General features: G+C 43.2%; 16 protein-coding genes and 1 pseudogene. 5 read left to right on the top strand and 12 right to left on the bottom strand.

Annotated elements, in window-relative coordinates; all coding sequences use genetic code 11:
• Nucleotides 1–238 precede the first annotated feature (238 nt).
• From ftsH3 to IM475_RS23090, 3 genes and pseudogenes are all read right to left on the bottom strand, one after another.
• On the bottom strand, nucleotides 239–2,092 hold the full coding sequence (gene ftsH3, locus IM475_RS04025; RefSeq protein WP_002763074.1) for an ATP-dependent zinc metalloprotease FtsH3: 1,854 nt from the start codon (nucleotides 2,090–2,092) through the stop codon (nucleotides 239–241).
• A gap of 528 nt (nucleotides 2,093–2,620) precedes the next feature.
• On the bottom strand, nucleotides 2,621–5,110 hold the full coding sequence (locus IM475_RS04030; RefSeq protein WP_287726761.1) for a tetratricopeptide repeat protein: 2,490 nt from the start codon (nucleotides 5,108–5,110) through the stop codon (nucleotides 2,621–2,623).
• Between the two features lie 26 nt (nucleotides 5,111–5,136).
• Nucleotides 5,137–5,238 (bottom strand): annotated as a pseudogene (locus IM475_RS23090) (IS30 family transposase); the annotation flags it as partial.
• A 364-nt stretch (nucleotides 5,239–5,602) separates the two neighbouring features.
• Between IM475_RS23090 and IM475_RS04035 the strand changes: the two are divergent.
• Nucleotides 5,603–6,664: a CIA30 family protein gene (locus tag IM475_RS04035; RefSeq protein ID WP_287726762.1), complete on the top strand. Its 1,062-nt coding sequence runs from the start codon at nucleotides 5,603–5,605 to the stop codon at nucleotides 6,662–6,664.
• 86 nt (nucleotides 6,665–6,750) lie between these two features.
• A complete protein-coding gene (locus IM475_RS04040) occupies nucleotides 6,751–7,371 on the top strand; it encodes a CPP1-like family protein (RefSeq protein ID WP_287726763.1) in 621 nt (206 codons plus the stop codon).
• Here the strand turns inward: IM475_RS04040 and IM475_RS04045 are convergent.
• A complete protein-coding gene (locus tag IM475_RS04045) occupies nucleotides 7,368–8,063 on the bottom strand; it encodes an HAD family hydrolase (protein WP_002801790.1) in 696 nt (231 codons plus the stop codon). The two genes, IM475_RS04040 and IM475_RS04045, sit on opposite strands and share 4 nt — an antisense overlap.
• Before the next feature lie 299 nt (nucleotides 8,064–8,362).
• Here IM475_RS04045 and sds point away from each other — a divergent pair, with 299 nt between their 5' ends.
• On the top strand, nucleotides 8,363–9,334 hold the full coding sequence (sds, locus tag IM475_RS04050; protein WP_287726764.1) for a solanesyl diphosphate synthase: 972 nt from the start codon (nucleotides 8,363–8,365) through the stop codon (nucleotides 9,332–9,334).
• Here the strand turns inward: sds and IM475_RS04055 are convergent.
• Together IM475_RS04055 and IM475_RS04060 are read right to left on the bottom strand one after the other, a co-directional pair.
• Nucleotides 9,331–9,876 carry a hypothetical protein gene (locus IM475_RS04055; protein WP_287658616.1) on the bottom strand — a complete coding sequence of 182 codons (546 nt, stop codon included), beginning with the start codon at nucleotides 9,874–9,876 and terminating at the stop codon, nucleotides 9,331–9,333. The two genes, sds and IM475_RS04055, sit on opposite strands and share 4 nt — an antisense overlap.
• 107 nt (nucleotides 9,877–9,983) lie before the next feature.
• Nucleotides 9,984–10,319, bottom strand: coding sequence for a 2Fe-2S iron-sulfur cluster-binding protein (locus tag IM475_RS04060; RefSeq protein WP_287726765.1), 336 nt, complete (start codon nucleotides 10,317–10,319; stop codon nucleotides 9,984–9,986).
• Between the two features lie 62 nt (nucleotides 10,320–10,381).
• On the opposite strand from IM475_RS04060, the gene cimA reads away from it, so the two are divergent.
• Complete coding sequence (cimA, locus tag IM475_RS04065; RefSeq protein ID WP_287726766.1) at nucleotides 10,382–12,022, top strand: citramalate synthase; 1,641 nt, start codon at nucleotides 10,382–10,384, stop codon at nucleotides 12,020–12,022.
• A 131-nt stretch (nucleotides 12,023–12,153) separates the two neighbouring features.
• On the opposite strand, the gene IM475_RS04070 is transcribed toward cimA, so the two are convergent.
• The 4 genes from IM475_RS04070 to rimM form a co-directional block, all read right to left on the bottom strand.
• A complete protein-coding gene (locus IM475_RS04070; protein WP_045362090.1) occupies nucleotides 12,154–12,648 on the bottom strand; it encodes a hypothetical protein in 495 nt (164 codons plus the stop codon).
• Between the two features lie 64 nt (nucleotides 12,649–12,712).
• The gene (locus IM475_RS04075) at nucleotides 12,713–13,177 is read right to left on the bottom strand and encodes a hypothetical protein (RefSeq protein ID WP_287726767.1); all 465 of its coding nucleotides are present in this window, start codon (nucleotides 13,175–13,177) and stop codon (nucleotides 12,713–12,715) included.
• Between the two features lie 75 nt (nucleotides 13,178–13,252).
• Entirely contained in the window at nucleotides 13,253–14,032 is a 780-nt protein-coding gene (locus IM475_RS04080) for an ABC transporter permease (RefSeq protein WP_287726768.1), read from the bottom strand.
• A gap of 209 nt (nucleotides 14,033–14,241) precedes the next feature.
• Entirely contained in the window at nucleotides 14,242–14,820 is a 579-nt protein-coding gene (gene rimM / locus IM475_RS04085; RefSeq protein ID WP_287726769.1) for a ribosome maturation factor RimM, read from the bottom strand.
• Nucleotides 14,821–14,970: 150 nt separating this feature from the next.
• Here rimM and IM475_RS04090 point away from each other — a divergent pair, with 150 nt between their 5' ends.
• Nucleotides 14,971–15,768 carry a Tab2/Atab2 family RNA-binding protein gene (locus IM475_RS04090; protein WP_287726770.1) on the top strand — a complete coding sequence of 266 codons (798 nt, stop codon included), beginning with the start codon at nucleotides 14,971–14,973 and terminating at the stop codon, nucleotides 15,766–15,768.
• Here the strand turns inward: IM475_RS04090 and IM475_RS04095 are convergent.
• Together IM475_RS04095 and IM475_RS04100 are read right to left on the bottom strand one after the other, a co-directional pair.
• The gene (locus tag IM475_RS04095; protein WP_287726771.1) at nucleotides 15,751–16,545 is read right to left on the bottom strand and encodes a CPBP family intramembrane glutamic endopeptidase; all 795 of its coding nucleotides are present in this window, start codon (nucleotides 16,543–16,545) and stop codon (nucleotides 15,751–15,753) included. The two genes, IM475_RS04090 and IM475_RS04095, sit on opposite strands and share 18 nt — an antisense overlap.
• A 374-nt stretch (nucleotides 16,546–16,919) precedes the next feature.
• The gene (locus IM475_RS04100; protein ID WP_002795460.1) at nucleotides 16,920–17,306 is read right to left on the bottom strand and encodes an AbrB family transcriptional regulator; all 387 of its coding nucleotides are present in this window, start codon (nucleotides 17,304–17,306) and stop codon (nucleotides 16,920–16,922) included.
• Nucleotides 17,307–17,351 lie beyond the last annotated feature (45 nt).

Below are 17,351 nucleotides of genomic sequence, written 5' to 3' on the forward strand. Positions count from 1 at the left end.
GCGGAGGGTTTGGGGGGTAGAACCCCCCAAAAGCTTGGATTGAGTGATAAAACCGAAAGTAACGCCCAATTTTAGGAGAAAGTTTCCGCTTAAAAATCCCAAATTAGTAGATTGACAAAAATTGAGATGCACCCGATTAACAGCTTATCAGCAAGAAATTAAGTTTGTCATTAATTTTCGTTGAACAAAAAAAACAGCACCCATCAGGATGCTGTTTGTCAAGAAAATGTTACAAAACTTAAGCTAAAGCCGCCATTTTCACATCGTTATTAGCGAGGATATTTTGTAACTCCTCCGCGTCCACGGTTTCTTTTTCCACTAACATTTGCGCTAACTGGTCCAAGATGGCGCGGTTATTGACTAAAACCTCTTTAGCGCGACGATAGGCCTGTTCCACTAGGTTACGCACTTCCTCGTCAATAGCTGCCGCAGTTTCATCGGAGAAATCTCGATCGGAAGCGATATCACGACCTAGGAAAACATTACCATTTTGACGACCTAAGGCCACCGGTCCGAGGCGATCGCTCATGCCGAAACGAGTTACCATTTGCCGCGCTACTCGTGCCACCTGTTGCAGGTCATTAGAAGCACCCGTAGTCACTTCTTCCTCACCGAAGATAATTTCTTCAGCTAAACGACCCCCCAAAGCTACAGCCATCTGATTTTGCAGATAAGCGCGAGAATATAACCCGGATTCCATGCGATCCTCGCTGGGAGTGAACCAAGTTAAACCCCCAGCGCGACCGCGAGGAATAATACTAATTTTTTGGACGGGATCGTAATCCGGCATTAAAGCACCCACCAAAGCGTGACCAGCTTCATGGTAAGCCACTAAAGTTTTGCGTTTTTCGCTCATGACGCGATTTTTCTTCTCAGGGCCTGCTAGGACACGATCAATCGCATCGTTGATCTCATCCATGGAAATCTCGGTTAAGTTGCGACGTGCCGCTAAAATTGCGGCTTCGTTGAGCAAATTAGCTAGATCGGCACCAGTAAAACCGGGGGTACGACGGGCAATTTTATCGAGATCCACGTCTTGAGCCAAAGTTTTGCCTCTGGAGTGGACATTAAGGATTTCCTTACGACCAGCGTAATCGGGACGATCTACCACTACTTGGCGATCGAAACGACCCGGACGTAATAAAGCGGCATCCAGCACATCGGGGCGGTTAGTGGCGGCGATAATGATAATACCTGTATTACCTTCAAAACCGTCCATTTCCGTTAATAATTGGTTGAGGGTTTGTTCCCGTTCATCGTTACCCCCCCCTAAACCGGCGCCCCGTTGACGACCGACAGCATCAATCTCATCGATAAAAACTATACAAGGTGCATTCGCTTTCGCTTGTTCAAATAGGTCGCGGACGCGAGAAGCACCCACCCCGACGAACATTTCCACGAATTCCGAACCGGAAATGCTAAAAAACGGGACTCCTGCTTCTCCAGCTACTGCGCGAGCGAGCAGGGTTTTACCTGTCCCCGGAGGACCGACTAAAAGGACTCCTTTGGGGATTTTTGCCCCAATTGCCGTGAAGCGATCGGCATTTTTCAGGAAGTCCACCACTTCGTTTAATTCTAATTTTGCCCCTTCAATCCCGGCCACATCACCGAAAGTAACCTGGGTTTGGGGTTCCATCTGTACTCTTGCTTTCGATTTGCCGAAGTTCATCGCTTGGGAGCCAGGACCACTTTGAGCGCGACGGAGCAAGAAAAATAGACCAACAAGAAGCAATATGGGGAAAAATAGGCTACTGAAGGCTCTTACCCATACTCCTTCTTCTCTTTGGGGCAGTACGGAAATATCAACGTTATTTTCTGCCAAGATGTTGATTAATTGCGGATCGTTGGGCAGGTTAACTAATACATTTGCACCATCTTGGGTGGGTACGATCGCTCGTTGCCGGTCGGCACTTAAGCGCACGGTTTCTACTTTACCTTCGCGTACTTCCTGTAAAAATTCACTATACTTCCAAGTTTGTTGGACTGCTGGCTGGCGATCGAAGAAAGCTGAGGCCAAGGCAAGGACTACGATTAACAATAGGGCATATAGTCCCGCATTGCGCCATTTTTTGTTATTACCGTTTTTGTTCACGCTGTCGAACTCCTGATAAATTGAGGATGATCTTATCGGTTGTTAAGGGGTTGTTAATTTATGTTAACGTTTCTCAGGAACAGTGGACAGGTTTTTTTTTAATATGCCCGTTCTAGTCCTCAATGGGGGTTAGCTGTTGGGGGTTGGCAGTGGGGGAGACCACTTCTTGCGCGTTGCGGGGCAGCGGGGAGCGGGGGTGAAAAAAGCTGATAACTGATAACAAGGGACGAATCTAAAACCTAATACTAAATCTGGTTATTAAAAACTGATTATTTATTCTCCGTTTTGCATGAGTGCCTCTTGCATGAGTGCCTCTCCTCATAAGTAAACTATACTCAACGGATTTAGTATAATTTGTTCAGCTAAAAGCTTTGATTTACTTAGTTTCTAGCCTTCTTTTTCGGGGGGAGAATTGCCAGATTCTTTACTGGGAGCCTTTTGAACCCCCAAAAATTGATTATGCAAGAAAGCTAATCAATGATAAAGTCTTGAAGCCTTTGTCAAAAATGAGCTTATTTTTTAGACAAATTACTGCATTTTTAACATCCATTCTACTGCGCGTTCATACAGTTCTAAATTACCAGTTTTTATCAAGGCATTAGCGGCTTTTTGCAAATAGTTAAGGCTCGCTACTCGACTACTAGGATTTTTATCATCGTAGGTGGCAAGAGCCAAGTTATAATAAGCTTCGCCATAATTTGGCTGATAAGTAATTGCTAATTGATAATCAGTGATCGCTCCCTTCTTATCGCCTATTTTTTCCTTAACTAAACCTCGATTATAGTAAGCTTCAGCGTAGTTAGATTGGAGAGCAATAGCGATATTTAAATCCTCCAAAGCTCCGGCATTATCTCCCAAATCAAAGCGAATAACTCCCCGGTTATTGTAGATGATCGGATTATTGGAATTCAATCTAATTGCCCTATCTAAATCCTCTAAAGCACCCTCTTTATCCCCAGTTTGTCGTCGAATAATACCACGATTATTATAGGCGATCGGATTGGCCGATATTCTCGGTGTTACTTGTACATTATCGGGAATAGTAGCGGTATCGGTGCGTGCATTTCCCCGATTACTATACACTGTCACATCGATAGGATTAATGCTCAAAGATTGCAGATAATCTGTAATCGCTCCTTGGTCATCTCCCACGTCAGCGCTACTATTACCACGACTATAGAAAATTCTCGCATCCCGGACTTTTTGTAGGAATACATTATAATCCTCGATCGCTCCCTGTTTATCCCCTTTTTCAAAACGCGCATTGGCCCGTTTATGATACCCTTCTGGATCGTTAGGATGGGCAACTATATAAGTAGTATAATCTCTTTCGGCCGCGGCAAAATTTTTCAGAGCAAAATAAGCATCTCCCCGCGCTTGAGCATGACAAGAGACGTTATAATTAGGACGAAAATCGGGTTCTCTGGAGTCATAAAAATAATTTCTGTCGGCAGATTCTTGGATATTTTCGCTACAGACAGAGCGAGAAGTAAAACTAGGTATATTAATCCGATCATCTTGGGCTAAGGCAATACTATAATTATCTACTGCCTCCTGATAACGCCCTAATTTATACAGCACTAATCCTCGATGATAGTGAGCGGCTGCATCATGACGATTTCGTGCAACTGCTGCAGTAAAATCCTCTAAAGCTCCTGCGTATTCTTGATATTTATTGGCTCGCATTAACCCCCGATATACATAAGCTTTTGCGTCTTGGGGTTGCAGATAAATTGCTTGGTTATAATCTTGAATTGCCCCTTGATTATTGTTGAGTCTTAGGTGAGCATAACCCCGTTTAATAAATGCTCTAGCATGGGGAATTTTATCGTAGTTGGGATTAATACGGATGACAAGTGCTAAGTCTTTGATGGCTCCATTATAATACTCGATCGCTGTTTGATATCCTTGAAGGGAATTATTCGATAAATTGGCTAATTCTACTTCCTCGTCAGCCATTTCAATTTGTACTCTGGCACGGTTTTGATAACTGCTAGGACTATTCTTGGCTAAAAATAGTTTGGGTGAGCATTTTAAAACGATTTTATAATCCTTAAAAGCATCTCGTTTTCTCCCTATCTTTTCTAAAGCTATGGCCCGATTATAATAGAGTTCAATTAGATCGGGTTGGTATAAAATAGCCAGGTCATAATCTTTGATAGCCTCTGCATAATTTCCCCACCGAGAGTATAGCTGTCCTCGATGATAATAGCCGCGATAATTTTCAGTTTCATAACCGATAAAACGCTGATAATAATCTAAAGCCAAGGATTGATGATCGAGCAAAGACGCAACACTTGCTAGGTTAAAGTAAACTTCACTTTCATTGGGATTATATTTAAAGGCTTGCCGAAAATCTGCTTGAGCAGCTTCTAATAATTTTAGCTGATGCTGCTTCCTTATTGGCCTTTCTGACTCAATAAGGGGTGTTTCTTCCTCAATAACAGGGATTTCCTCAACTATAGGTTTTTTTTCCTCAATAACAGGGATTTCCTCAACTATAGGCGTTTCTTCCTCAATAACAGGGATTTCCTCGGCTATAGGGGTTTTTTCTTCCTCTATCGCCATGGCTAACTTTAACTTACCTCTTTGATAATAGGCTTGAGCTAGTAACTGTCGATCTTTGAATCCAGGAGCATTATAATTACTATACCAAATGTATTGACTGAAATCATCGATCGCACCGTTTCGATCGTTGATTTTTTCTCGCGCCATTCCCCGTTGAAGATAAAGTTTAATCGTACTAGGATCGCTAGGGTAGACTCGCAGAGTGGTCGAATAATTAGCAATTTCTCTTTTGAGAGCATTAGTATCAACTTCTTCCTTAGAAATAACGGGACATTGTAGGTTTTCTACTGCTTTCACCGAGCTAACTGCTAAACCAAATAATTCCCAAAACAACAGGGGAGACAATAAAAATATTTTTCTAAAAAGCTTGACATTTAAACTATTTTGTGCCGTGGGATTGGGGAGGGCTTGATCTGTGGGGGTTTTAGGGATTAAGGATTGTTGTGGCATGATGATTAAAAAAATTTGTAGTAAACTCAAATCTGAATTGCATCACTATCCGATTGTATTTGATAAAATACCTCAAAGGGGGTTCGATAGTCAAGACATTTTCGGGGATGGTTGTTAATTGACTCCACAACTTTTGCAGCTTCCTCCCGTTGGCTCTCTAGACTGGTTATGGCAAATTAGTAGTTTTAATGAGCTTAAAAACTTAGATAGTATGGAATCGAATAAGGCCAAAATATTTTTTGTTAGAATTAATATCCTGTCAAAGTAAGTTATCGAGACGCTATCGGGTCAAAATATCTAAAAGCACAGATAAATTTGACATCATCTTCGGTTTTATGGGTAAGATAGTTGTCTCTTGTCTTTTTTCTGTTCCTGTCTCGGATTTTCCTCACCTAACGGAAGATTTTTGAGGTTTACAGGAGAGCTTTTGATCTCAAACAGCCAAATTAACTCGATAAAATAAAAATTAATGGCAGTAAGGAGATAAAATTTATGGCTGAGTCAAAAAGCTGGGATTTTCAGAGATTTTGGCAAACTCTCGACTATTTTGATAGTATTCCCCTCTGGAGTTGTCTGCAAAAGCTGCTCGGTTTCGGGGAAGATAAAAAAATTCAGCTAACAAATGAGCAAGCAATGAAGACTATTTTAGTCATTGGTGGCGAAAATGCGATCGGTAGAAAGGTAATCGCTCAACTACAGCAGCAAAAGTATCAAATTCGCGCTTTAGTCGATAATATCGAGTCTGCACGTCAATTATTTGCTGAAAATGTCGATTTATTCGCTCTGCAAACCCCGCAATTATTCACGGGGATTGATGAGATTATCTACTGTCAAGGGGAGAATAACCGCCATAGTTTAGCTAATTTACTCGATTTACTGAAAAATACCGGAATAACCGCCGAAAAAACCCTCTTTGACTTTAGCAATCCCAGCAGTGATATAAAAGAAATCTGGGGTGCGGTGGATGATGTGGTAATGGGAGGAGTGAGCGAGAGTCAGATAACCCTGACTAGAGGACGCGCGCTCTTTTCTGGTATCGTTAGAACTGAAAATAACGGCGGTTTTGCCTCAGTTCGTACCAGAAACCTGAATCCTCCCCTAAATTTATCTAACTACGAGGGAATAGAATTACAGGTAGAAGGGGACGGAAAACGCTATAAATTAATTCTGCGTTGTGAAGGACGTTGGGACGGCATCGGTTACTGTTATTCTTTTGATACACTTGATCGCACCCTGCAAAGGATTTCTATTCCTTTTGGCGATTTAATCCCAGTGCTGCGGGCCAAAACCCTGCGGGAGGCAGCACCCTTTGATAGCAGTAGCGTCTATGCTTTGCAGTTAATGCAGAGTAAATTCGAGTACGATGGGGCCTTAAATCCCCGTTTCTCTCCGGGGTTATTTGCTTTAGAAATTGTCACAATTAAGGCCTACGGTGGCAAAAACCGCTTAATTATCGTTAAAGAAGGAGAAATCGCCGAAAAAAGCCTTTTAGATGCCAGTGGTTATCCCTACGAAGCGATCGATTCTGCCCAGATTTTCGCTAAACTTAATTAATTTAAATAAGCTTGGATCTCAAGTTAAACTACAGAACATCGGGTTAAGATCATGACTATCGGGAGCATAATTAAGGAGGTATGTTCATGAGTGAACAGAATCCCTACGAACAACTTGGGGTTACTGAAGAATCCTCTTTTGAAGAAATTCAAGAGGCCAAACAAAGACTGGTGCAACAGTATCAAAATGATAGCAAAATTGTCGAATTGATCGAGGCGGCCTACGATTCCGTCCTCATGGATCGACTGCGGATGCGACAGGAGGGTAGAATTAAAGTACCCGATCGCATTCGTTTTCCCGAACGTCTGGCAATTCCGGTGGAAAGTAAACCAGTTACTAGCAGCAAATCTCCTCACTGGTGGCAAAGCTCAATCGATACACCTTCTGCACAGGATATCGGCGTACCAGCAGTGATTTACGCTTGTTTAGGAGCAATAACGCTGTTAGTTCCCGATCCCAGTGGCTCCCTCTTACCGCTGCTCTTAGCTTTTGGCGTTTTCGTTAATATCTATTTTTTCAACCGCAAAGAAAAACGTTTTGGCCGCGCCTTACTATTCACTCTCGCTGGTTTAGTGCTAGGAGTCGCTCTGGGAGCGGGATTAGCCAGTTTAGCGGCCAAGGCTGATTTGAATATTTTCGGTGATCGCCAAATTTATGCGCTCGTCACTTTTCTGATCTTTTGGGTGATTAGTAGTTTTTTCCGTTAACCAATCGCTCGTAGGGAGCCTAAGATCACGTCCACTGCTTCCCCAAGGTTATTGACGATATAATCAGGCTCGTAGCTCTCTAAACGGGAACGGCTGCGAATCCCCGATAATACGCCAATAACCTTAATATTTTGGCTCTTAGCTGCGGCAATATCCGCTTCCGTATCCCCCACCATCCAAGTGTCGGCAGCCGCCGGCAGTTCCTTAGCGGCCTTAGCCATAAGCAGGGTTTTGTCGCGCACGTCGTTGGTTTTGGTGTAATTATTATTTAGACAATAACGACGATTAGCGGCGAAAAAACGACCGATATCGTGGCGATTAAAGGCATGATCTAGCTCGGATACCCGCCGCATCGTCATCACGACTAAATCGATCTTTAACTCTTGGATTTTCTGGAGAGTTTCCAAAGAACCAACCACCGGGCGATCGTGGACAAGATAGGGTAAAGTATGGACAGTTTGACGACGAAGATGGGCAAATTTACGCGCTTGATCTTCATCTAATCCTGACATTTCGCCGATACGCTTCTCAGAAACCTGATCCCGTTTTAACTGCCAGAATTCCGCTTTCGATAATTCCCCGATAATTTGACCTTTATAGGCGGTTTTCTGTAAACAGTCTTGATAAACTTGGTAATATCGCTCCGATACGTCCATTATCGGGCCGTCAAAGTCGCTAATTAGTCTCAACATCGCTCTAATACTTCTCGCTTTATTAATTTTTATATACAAGTTACCCTAGAGTCTTGACAATGACAAGGGTTTTGTCGGGAAAAAAATTAGGGATGAGGGAAGTGGGGTGTGGGGTGTAGGGTGTGGGAAGTGGGGTGTGGGGTGTAGGGAAATGGGAAAATTTCAACTAATACCCCAACCTCTAACCCCTCACTGATCACTGATCACTGATGCTTCCCCTTCCCTAGTCTGGACGGTTAGCTTAAAATAAATGTAAGGATATGTAAACTTTCGTAACTATCTCGCCAATTGGCTAACCAATGATCCCAACAACTTCTTTATTCGCACCCGTTGAAGATGATCTCCGTCTTTTGACCGATAACTTAAAAAACCTCGTCGGCGCTCGTCATCCCATTTTAGCGGCGGCAGCAGAACACTTGTTCGAGGCCGGTGGTAAGCGCGTTCGACCGGCGATCGTGTTGTTAGTGTCTCGCGCTACCATGTTAGACCGGGATATCACTCCCCGTCATCGTCGATTAGCGGAAATCACGGAGATGATTCACACTGCCAGTCTCGTCCATGATGATGTGGTAGATGAGGCAGAATTGCGGCGCAGTGTTCCCACCGTTAACAGTTTATTTGACAATCGCGTGGCGGTTTTAGCGGGGGATTTTCTTTTCGCTCAATCCTCTTGGTATCTAGCTAATTTAGATAATTTAGAAGTGGTAAAATTGCTCTCAGAAGTGATCCGGGATTTTGCTGAAGGGGAAATTCAACAGGGAATTAATCGCTTTGATACCAGTATCTCCTTAGAAGCTTATCTAGAAAAAAGTTACTACAAAACTGCTTCTTTAATTGCCAATAGTGCCAAAGCAGCCGGGGTATTAAGCGATCAATCGGCCGAAGTTAATCATCATTTATATAATTATGGTCGTGATTTAGGATTAGCTTTTCAAATCGTCGATGATATTCTCGATTTTACCTCCCCCACGGAAGTATTAGGAAAACCCTCTGGCTCCGATTTGATCAGTGGCAATATCACCGCTCCCGCTCTCTTTGCTATGGAGGAAAATCCCTATATAGAAGTGTTAATCGAGCGGGAATTTAGTCAGGAAGAAGACATCGAAAAAGCTCTTGATTTTATTCACTCTGGCCAAGGTATTCCTCGCTCAAAAGAATTAGCAGCTCAATATGGACAAAGTGCCTTAAAACACCTTGACTGTTTAGCTTCTTCTCCCTCAAAAGACGTGTTAATCGAGCTAGTAGATTATGTTTTGAGCCGAATTTATTAGGGAATCATAGTTCTCGCCGTAGCAATAGTCCAAGCATCGACTAATAATAAAAATAGGGTGAGAATAAAAAGAATTCCATACATCCAAGGCTGAGAAAGGGGGCGAATATCGGTCATATCCAAGTTAGTTTTTTCCTCGATTATTTTGACCATGCGATTAAACCCCACTACTCGCATCGGTAATAAATAGGCTTTTTCCGCGGAGCGATCAAGGAAATAATAAACTAAACCACCCTGTCCCGTACTGCGACATTTAAGTTCTTTTATATCTGTCCAATTTAACCACCAACCAGAGCGAAGAAAAGCAGGAAACCATTGGGGATAGGTAACTTGTATCCCTGTTTCTGATAAAATGACTCTTTCACTTAAAGCTCCGTATAAAGCGATTAATCCTAAGCTAATTCCTACCCAGAGAAAATTGGGATTAACGGGGGAATTAGTGACTTTTGCTAAAAAGGGTAAAGGGATGGTTAACGCTATGTATAAACTTAATAAAGTTACCCGAATTATTGGTGATATCCGAAAAGTTGTTGTCTCGTTCATTTGATAACCCTAATCAGTAAACAGTAAACAGTAATCGGTGAAAACACAGCAGAAAACTGCCACTTAATACTTTAACACTTTAACACTTAATACTGCTCACTGAAAACTCAAAACTGATCAGTTATCACTGAGTCTCCTTGTCCCCAAAAACAATCGTATTTAGTCACTTCAATATCCCCAAAAACTTTGACTTGACAAGCAAGACGACGGTTATTATCGGGGTTGTGGGGAGGTAAAGAAAGACGCGCTTTTTCCCTCCAATTTATAGCAGAAACTTCGCCCACAATTGCCACCGCACAGGTTCCACAGCTGCCGATGCCGCGACAATTGATTAACTGGGAACCGCCATTATACAAAGAAATGTCATGTTTTAATAATATGCGACGGAGATTTTCACCTCGATCGCAGGTGATTGTTTGACCGTAAACTGTTATTCTAGGCATTAGGGGCGTGATTTTAACTTGCTACAGTTATTAATTAATATTAACACTTATTGACTATTTCTATGAACAATGGTAAGCGCATTTGGGTCTATGACACTACTCTCCGGGATGGGGCCCAGCGAGAAGGTATTTCCCTCTCCCTAGAAGATAAAATTAAAATCGCTAGGGAATTAGATCGAATGGGTATTCCTTTTATCGAAGGCGGTTGGCCGGGCGCAAACCCTAGAGACGGTCAATTTTTCTGGAAACTGCACGAAGAACCCCTAAAACAAGCGGAATTAGTCGCTTTTTGTTCCACTCGTCGCCCCCAGATCGAGGCCCGGGAAGATCGGATGTTAACCGCCATTCTCGCCGCTAGAACCCGTTGGGTGACAATTTTCGGCAAATCTTGGGATCTGCACGTCACAGAGGGCTTAAAAACCAGTCTGGAGGAGAATTTAGCCATGATAGGAGATACGATCGAGTATCTACGCTGTCAGGGAAGACGAGTCATTTATGATGCCGAACATTGGTTTGATGGTTACAAAAATAACCCCGAATACGCCCTTTTAACCCTGAAAACCGCCAGGGCTGCCGGGGCCGAATGGTTAGTTTTCTGTGATACCAACGGTGGCACTTTACCCCAAGAAATCGCCCCGATTGTGGAGAAAGTGCGGCAGCAATTGGGCATCGATCCTGATAACGAAAATGGGACTAAATTAGGCATCCATGCCCATAATGACGCGGGAACCGCCGTAGCCAACTCCTTAGCTGCAGTTAACGAGGGCGCACGCATGATTCAAGGCACAATTAACGGTTATGGGGAACGCTGCGGCAATGCCAATTTATGTACTTTAATTCCCAATCTTCAGTTAAAAATGGGCTTTTCTTGCCTAGAAGAAAATCAATTAGGTCGATTGACGGGAACTAGCCGAAAAATCAGCGAAATGGTCAATTTAGCCCCAGATGATCACGCTCCCTTCGTCGGACGTTCCGCTTTTGCCCATAAAGGCGGTATTCACGTTTCTGCGGTGGCGAAAAATCCCCTGACCTACGAACATATTAACCCGGAAGCGATCGGGAATCAGCGCCGCATCGTCATTTCTGACCAATCGGGATTAAGTAATGTGTTAGCGAAAGCGCGCAGTTTTGGCATCGATTTAAATAAAGATGATCCCACCTGTCGGCAAATTTTGGAACGTTTAAAAATCTTGGAAAGTCAGGGTTATCAATTTGAGGCAGCCGAAGCTAGTTTTGAGTTATTAATGCGGGAAGCTTTGGCACAGAGAAGCCACCTTTTTGAATTAAAAGGATTCCAAGTTTATTGTGATATGCTGCGGGATAGTGATAATGCGATCGCTACAATTAAAGTACGGGTAAAAGAGGAAGATTTATTAGAAGTGGCCGAGGGTAACGGGCCTGTGGCTGCTTTAGATCGAGCTTTAAGAAAGGCTTTAGTCAAATTCTATCCCGAAATTGCTAACTTTCACCTGACCGATTATAAAGTGAGAATCCTCGATAGTGGTTCGGGGACGGCAGCGAAAACTAGGGTTTTAATCGAGTCCAGTAACGGTCAACAAAGATGGACAACCGTGGGAGTGTCTAGTAATATTTTGGAAGCTTCCTATCAAGCAGTAGTAGAAGGAATTGAATACGGTTTATATCTGCTGCAAAACAATAAACTAGAATTATCGGGTCAATTTTGTCCTTTGGGAATAATTTAGGGAGCAGTAATCAGTAATCAGTAATCAGGAGTCAGTATTCAGGAGATTATTTTTATTTATTCTTCCTATCCCCCCACACCTCACACCCCACTTCTCCACTTCCTGCTCCCCTTTCTGGGATTGAATGTTTCCTAGGATAATAATCTAGTGACGACCGAATTTTGCCAACGACGAGCTAGGGCCCGCAGATACATATTAACGGGAAACTGATAATATTCGATAATTAACCAGAGTAAACAAATAGCATGGCAAATAAAGGTTAAAATCGACCAAAATAGAGGCACCCATGACAAAGGACTCCCCTCGACCGGAGGAAAAAGATAGGCTCCCGTAGCCACAATTGCTGTGGGAAAAATCACAAATCCTAAACCGATAATTAAGTAAAAACCTGCCATCTCCATGCCTTCTCTCGGTAAACCCTGCCAATACTTACCATTCCAATACCAAGTTAAGGGTAATTGACTATCGGCCATTTTTAAAACCTGTTGTTCTAAATTAGCAGTAAAAATGTGTTGACAAAAGTTGCAAGCATAGGCTTCCATTAGGGGTAAAGTGGCGATTTTACCATGGCGACAGACGGGACAAGAATAGGTATCATGATAGTTTAATCGGGTTGGCTCGGTCATGGTAATGTGAGTGAGAGTAAAAAAGGCAATTGCAGATAGTTAACTTTTCCCTATTGATAACTAATTAAGCAAGATTGGGAGGAATTGCCGCTAGTTTTTGCAGTTGTTTTTCAATATTGGCCTTTAATTGGGTCCGGGAGATTTCTTTTCCTGTTTGAGCGGTGTGTGCATTTTCCAGAAAAATAATACTATCTACTTTTTCTACGGCAAATAATTGGAATAAAAGATGGGTTACGGGAATCAGGAGCGTTGATAGGGGTGAATTAGCAGTATTTTGAGCAGATATGGCCATTTTTTCCGTAGCAAAGGCATAGATTACCCTTTTCTCCTGTTGCGGCTGCTGCCGATGGGCTAAAGTGGTTAGTAACCAATCACCCTGGCTATTCTGAACCACATAGTATTGTAAATGTTTTAACTGTCTGGCCACGGCCGCGAGGACAGGATTAACCGCTTCTTCCATGACCACGGTGGCCAGTCCGTAATTGACCGCTTCTCGACTTAAAATATGCAGTTGGGCCTTTAATTTCATGGCTAATAATGTCTATAAACTAATCGATATTGACCATTCCTACCGGCGATTCATACCTTGATTCGCCAAGGCCATTTAAAATTGTCGTCGTGAAAAGATGAGGATGGAGATACCCAATAATAGACCAGTATAAACGAGACTGTAGAGGGCATTACCGATTAAGACATCAGCACTAGGGAGCAAACCATAAACGGCCTCGTTTCTAAAATTCAATCTCTCTAAATCTGGGAGAATTAGATAAATATTTTTGGTGATAGCGAGGATATTGGCATTTTTGCTGATTATACCCAATTGGATCAGATCTTTGCTGATGTGACCCATTAGATAGACCCCAAAAGTCATTAACGTGGCTATAATCGAACTGGTAAATACCCCAAAAGCGATCGCCACGGCCGCGATGAGAATTAATTCCAAACCGAGATAGAAAACCGAAACAATCAGGGGTAAAGCTTGAAAAGATACTTTCATCCCCAGCAACATCAGCAGGTAAATCACCAACATTACCCCCAACATCACCGCTAAAACCCCGGACAAACCCAAGTGTTTACCGAGGATAAATTCGGCCCGACTCAGGGGTTTGGGAATCAAAACTAAAATAGTTCTCTTGTCAATTTCCTTATTAATTAGCTCTGTACCCACAAAAACCGCGACAATTACCCCTAATAACCCGATAGCGGCTAATCCCAAGTCAAGAAAGATTTTCTCATGGGTTCCCACCGCAATTTCCGGTAATAAACGCCAAGCGAAGGCCATCAACAAGGCAAAAAACCCGATAAAGTAAAGAATGCGATCGCGAATAACCTCGCGAAAACCATTAGCTGCGACCACCCAGATTCTCAGGATGCTGATACCCATAGCCTTTCATCACAATAATATCTGTCTTTCCCTTTGAGATTACCCATTTCCGGGGCAAAAGTGGACTTTCTCTAAAAATCAAAAATTGTCGCGGTTGGTTAGCAGTCCCTAGAAATAACTAGGTGTTGTTAAGTTAGCTAAAACAGCAGATAACCCTTACCGTTCCAGTGTTACCTTATCTTTGTCGAAATCCACCATCAAGAATCAGCCTAGGATAAATTGATCTCTAATAACCCCGGTGGTGGCGAGATCTCGATGCGTGCCGCTTTCAGATCCACCAGTGGAACAATTTCTTTGACGAAGGGGACCAGGGCCCGGGCCTCTGAGTCGGAGGATGAACTTTTTTTCTTGACAGAGGCGAGATTTGCTTCTAGTTGCACTGCTAAAATGTCATTACCCGCCCACAAAATATCCACCACAACCCCGATTTTTTCTCCTGTCAGGTGATGATAAACCTCTAAGTTTACTAGCTCACTAACATGATATTCATCCGCTTTTAGGCGAGGTTTTTCTAGTTTATTCGCCCATAATTTATATCCGCGCAAAGCTTCGGCTTGTTCCCGATTTTCAACCCCCTCTAACTTGATAACATAAACATTTTTGCCCGGTAGCTCACGTCCCCTGAGCAGAGTAATTTCTTGGATTTCTCCCCCCTGGGTCCCTTGTATTCCCCTAATACCTCGCTTCTGAAAACGTTCGGGAAAATCTGATACCGATAAAACTCGCAATTCTCCCTCCAGTCCCTGGGGTGCTACTATTGTCCCAATTTCTAGCCAATTTTCTTCCATTGTCTCGACATTTTTTGCTATAGCTTTCCCTAGTATATAGCCTTTTTTGTCTCGCTCCTAGATTTTAAAAGTCTTGGTAAGGTAAAATTTTTAGTTGACCTCTACTCCTGACCATTTTTTGACTTTTTACTGGTGCCTTTTTACTGAATTATGACTATTTGGCAAGCGGATTTTTATAAATCTTCATCTTCTCCTTCTCTTGGCCCAGTCTGGCAATTGTTCATTTTCGATCCTCTCGGTCATCTTATCTATGAAAATTCCTGTCCCCAATCCCAAGCTAATAGTGACTGGTTAACTCAACAGTTACAGCAAGCTTGTCAAGTCTCCTCCCCAGAAATTATCCAAGTTTTTCGCCCCCAATGCGCCAATTTATTTCTCCTCGCCGGTCAAAATTTACAGATCAAAATTGAGTTAACCCGTCACGTTAATACCCTGAAAAAACAGCTAGAATTGCGGCAAATCCCCATCAATATCGACTCTCCTCCACCGCAACCCCTACCAGACCAATTTTTAGGTCAAGAGTGGCGTTTTGCTCGTTTTCCCGCCCTTGATTTAGTTAACTTTTTTGGCGATCGCAGAATACCGATTCTTTCCCTGCCAGAGGCCTTTTCTCCTTTAAAATTAGGTTTAGCCTCCACTTTAATGATCCCCGGTGTGGTTATTACCGGTGGTAAAAAATCTCTGGCGATCGCTCGTTGGCTGGGGGAAATTAACCCGGTATTTATCGATCATATTCCCACAGAAACGGGGCGATCGGGCGGTTTAGTCTTAGAATCGGGCCTCAATGAGCGTTGGATTTTTCTCACCTACGAAGATGAAGAAGTGGCCCAGGCAGCCAATGCTTATCAAGCAACCAAAGAGGAAAGCCAAGGTTTGCACTTTCTCCTCATACAACCGGATGATTCCGGTCGCACTTTTACCGGCTTTTGGCTACTGAAGCAGGTTTAACCCCCAAGCTGTCCCCAAGAGGCAGAGAATGCCGGCTAAACCCGCTAAAGGTTGGTTATAGATACCTTTAACCCAAGCTAACCCAGAATCGCTGTAAGACATCAATTCGGCACTGTCTAGCAAGGCCAATCCCCACACCCAACCGCTATGAAGTCCCCAAGCTAATCCTAAACTACCATGATCGATCGCCCGCGCCCAGACCAGAACCATCCCCATCAGAAATAAACCGGGTAGTTGCGGCAGCGTTTGCTGACGTTCCCAAAGCAGGTGCAGCAGGGCAAAAATTAGGCTAGAAATGGCTCCCGCCACCCAAAAACCGTATTCTTGGCTTAATTGGCTCAAAAAGATGCCCCGAAAGATTAATTCCTCGGTAATACCCACCCAGAGGGCCACTATCAACAGGGGTAAACTCAAGGAAAAAGCACGAGTTAGGTTTTTGGGCTGCCAATGTACCCATGTCAAAATCCCCTCTAGAAAAAAAATTATCCCTAATCCCACCACTGCCAGGATTAATCCTTTAGTTAGGGAGATAAATAGGGAAAATGACCAAATTAATCCGTAATTATCGAGGCTACTCCCCTCTATCTTCAATAATCCCCAGATAACTAAGGGAGCCAAGACGTAAAGAGAGGCCACCAGGGGCAATTTTTGGTCAGGTTTTGTCCCTTGCAGCGGTTGCCATCCCAAACGACTCCCTAAACCAATGGCAATGGGCAGCCAGAGAATTAACCAGACTAACAGGAAAATAATAATTTTTATTAAGGCAGCAATGTCCATTGTCAATTAGGTGTTATGGAAGTGGGGGTGTGGGGTGTGGGGTGTGGGGTGTGGGGTATTAGTTGAAATTTCCCTATCCCCCCATTTCACCATTTCCCTACCCCCTACCCCTAACACCCATAAAACAAACCCCTAGGCATACGATAACTGTGGAACTTTGCTCTGGAAAAGCCTAGCTCCAACAAAAATCCATCCCTAGGGGGTTGCGAAAAAGAAGAAAAAGTGCTTAAGGAAAACCCCTCGAGTTGATGAAAGAGGCGGTCAGGGGTTAGAATTAGGGATAAGAATCTATATTGTCTTTTTGGTCGGTCTTGTCAAAACTAGCCCTTTTGACTGCCGATTTTTTTTATCCTTATCCCTACTCCGTAACCTATTTAAGCTTCTACTGGTTCTTCTGATTCCATTTGTTTGAGGTGGATGTGCTTGTAGCCAAGTTTGATTTCAAATTCATCGCCGGGCTGCAAGTTCATTTGTTCGGTATAGGTGGAACCGATGACGATTTGACCATTTTTGTGGACACTAACCCGGAAAGTGGGTTCGCGGCCGCGGCCATCTTTAGTGCCTTCGGGATCGAGAGGAACGCCTTTTGCACCCAAAACAGCATCGTAAAAGTCGGTTAAATTGACCCGAACTTGACCATCTTTACTTTGGGAGTAGTAACCACAACGTTTTGCCGTTTCGCGACGGGGTAAGTGGGCCAACTCTTTGACTTTTTGTAGTAGAGCTTTCCCGGTTAGGGGAGTAGGAGAGATATCACTCATGGTACTTTTAAATGTCCCTTGATTTTTGACTGACTGTCAATTAAG

Source organism: Microcystis sp. M061S2, assembly GCF_020245605.1.
Classification (GTDB): domain Bacteria; phylum Cyanobacteriota; class Cyanobacteriia; order Cyanobacteriales; family Microcystaceae; genus Microcystis.